This is a genomic window from Thioclava arctica (genome assembly GCF_040892615.1).
GTDB lineage: Bacteria > Pseudomonadota > Alphaproteobacteria > Rhodobacterales > Rhodobacteraceae > Thioclava > Thioclava arctica.
Map to the genome: position 1 here is coordinate 1 of NZ_JBFRYC010000037.1, position 3174 is coordinate 3174.

General features: G+C 52.9%; 2 rRNA genes. Both read right to left on the bottom strand.

The annotated features are described in order from the left end of the window. Positions 1 to 15: 15 nt before the first annotated feature. Positions 16 to 130: ribosomal RNA gene (gene rrf / locus AB4874_RS19790) — 5S ribosomal RNA — on the bottom strand. Between the two features lie 77 nt (positions 131 to 207). Continuing rightward, positions 208 to 3038 (bottom strand): 23S ribosomal RNA (locus AB4874_RS19795). Positions 3039 to 3174 lie beyond the last annotated feature (136 nt).

Consider the following 3174-nt stretch of genomic DNA (forward strand, 5'->3'; position numbering starts at 1 on the left):
ATCGCTTCTTACTAGGTTTGGCGGTGACCTACTCTCCCACGTCTTAAGACGCAGTACCATTGGCGCGACGGCACTTAACGGCCGAGTTCGGGATGGGATCGGGTGTTTTGCTCGTGCTATGACCACCAAACCGAGAAAGAAGCGATGTCCAAGTCAAGTTTACTGCAGCTTTTGTATTTGATTGGCGAAGTCTTGCTTCTACCGGATCAAATCAAGCCTATCGGGCAATTAGTACCAGTCAACTGAACGCGTTGCCGCGCTTACATCTCTGGCCTATCGACGTGGTGGTCTTCCACGGCCCTCAAGGGATACCTAGTTTTGAAGGGGGCTTCCCGCTTAGATGCTTTCAGCGGTTATCCTGTCCGGACATAGCTACCCAGCACTACCGTTGGCACGATAACTGGTCCACCAGTGGTCCGTTCACCCCGGTCCTCTCGTACTAGGGGCAACTCTTCTCAAGTATCCTACACCCACGGCAGATAGGGACCGAACTGTCTCACGACGTTCTAAACCCAGCTCACGTACCTCTTTAAACGGCGAACAGCCGTACCCTTGGGACCTGCTCCAGCCCCAGGATGAGATGAGCCGACATCGAGGTGCCAAACGGTGCCGTCGATATGGACTCTTGGGCACCATCAGCCTGTTATCCCCAGAGTACCTTTTATCCGTTGAGCGATGGCCCTTCCACTCGGGACCACCGGATCACTATGGCCGACTTTCGTCTCTGCTCGACTTGTCAGTCTTGCAGTCAGGCTGGCTTCTGCCATTGCACTCAACGACCGATTTCCGACCGGTCTGAGCCAACCTTCGCGCGCCTCCGTTACACTTTGGGAGGCGACCGCCCCAGTCAAACTACCCACCACGCAGGGTCCCGGATCCGGATAACGGACCGCGGTTAGACATCAAGAGTGCGAAGGGTGGTATCTCAAGGATGGCTCCACCGAGACTGGCGTCCCGATTTCAAAGCCTACCACCTATCCTGCACATCACAATCCTGATGCCAGTGCGAAGCTATAGTAAAGGTTCATGGGGTCTTTCCGTCTAACCGCGGGTAGTGTGCATCTTGACACACAGTTCAATTTCGCTGAGTCCACGTTTGAGACAGCGGGGAGATCGTTACGCCATTCGTGCAGGTCGGAACTTACCCGACAAGGAATTTCGCTACCTTAGGACCGTTATAGTTACGGCCGCCGTTTACTGGGGCTTCAATTCAGAGCTTGCACCCCTCCTTTTAACCTTCCAGCACCGGGCAGGCGTCAGACTGTATACGTCGCCTTACGGCTTCGCACAGCCCTGTGTTTTAAGTAAACAGTCGCCACCCCCTAGTTTGTGCCCCCCACCCACACTTGCGTGCGAATGGGGCCTCCTTCTCGCGAACTTACGGAGGCATTTTGCCGAGTTCCTTAAACGTGGTTCTCTCAAGCGCCTTGGTATTCTCTACCAGTCCACCTGTGTCGGTTTCGGGTACGATCTTAAAGTGGGGCTATTTCCAGGAACCTCTAAGCAGCCCGATCAATCCGTTAAGATCGAACTACCCTCGAGATCCGTCACCACCACATGGCCCAGGAATATTAACCTGGTTCCCATCGACTACGCCTTTCGGCCTCGCCTTAGGGGTCGGCTTACCCTGCTCAGATTAGCTTTAAGCAGGAACCCTTGGACTTTCGGCGACAGGGTCTCTCACCCTGTTTGTCGCTACTCATGTCAACATTCTCACTTCTGATCACTCCACCGGATGCCTTACAGCCCGGCTTCACAGTCAGAACATTGCCTCCAATCCCCCCGAAGGGGTTAAAGAGGCAGCGTTCTATATCACAGAACGCTCCGCTACCACGCGTATCACTACGCATCCAAAGCTTCGGCTCGTGGCTTGAGCCCCGTTACATCTTCGCCGCAGGACAACTTATCTAGACCAGTGAGCTGTTACGCTATCTTTAAAGGATGGCTGCTTCTAAGCCAACCTCCTGGTTGTTTTGGTCGTCCCACATGCTTTCCCACTTAGCCACGAATTGGGGGCCTTAGCTGTTGGTCAGGGTTGTTTCCCTCTCCACGACGGACGTTAGCACCCGCCGTGTGTCTCCCGATCAGTTCTTCCCGGTATTCGGAGTTTGCTTAGACTCAGTAAGGCTGTGGGCCCCCATCATCCATGCAGTGCTCTACCCCCGGGAGAATACAATCGAGGCGCTACCTAAATAGCTTTCGCGGAGAACCAGCTATCTCCGAGTTTGATTGGCCTTTCACCCCTAGCCACACGTCATCCCGACCTTTTTCAACAGGTGTGGGTTCGGCCCTCCAGTGCATGTTACTGCACCTTCAGCCTGCACATGGCTAGATCACTCGGTTTCGGGTCTGATCCATCGAACTTAGTCGCCCTTTTAAGACTCGCTTTCGCTTCGCCTACACCTAACGGCTTAAGCTTGCTCGATAGACCAAGTCGTTGACCCATTATACAAAAGGTACGCCGTCAGGGCTTATGCCCCTCCGACTGCTTGTAGGCGTCCGGTTTCAGAAACTGTTTCACTCCCCTCGTCGGGGTGCTTTTCACCTTTCCCTCACGGTACTGGTTCGCTATCGGTCAGTAAGGAGTACTTAGCCTTCGAGGGTGGTCCCCCGATCTTCAGACAGAATTTCACGTGTTCCGCCCTACTTAATTCGTCCCATTGAGCTTCCAATACGGGGCTATCACCCACTATGGCTGAACTTTCCAGTTCATTCTTGTCACTCTCAAGGCTCGGCTGATCCGCGTTCGCTCGCCACTACTAGCGGAGTATCTGTTGATTTCCTTTCCTCCGGGTACTTAGATGTTTCAGTTCCCCGGGTTTGCCTTTATAAACCTATGTATTCAGTCTATAAATACCTGGTTCAGAACGTTATAAACTACCGAAGTAATTATAACGAACTGTCAGGTGGGTTTCCCCATTCGGAAATTCCTGGATCAAAGCTTATTCTCAGCTCCCCAGGACTTATCGCAGAGTATCACGTCCTTCATCGCCTCTTACTGCCAAGGCATCCACCAAACGCCCTTCTCGCGCTTGATTTGATCCGGAAGAAGATAGACTTCCTCCGATCAAAAGCATGCAATTAACTACCCGCAACATTCCGAAGAATGCTACGTCGTGGATCCGTAGATCCACTTTGGTTAGTGTACTTGACTTGGACAACGTCACAACTTGC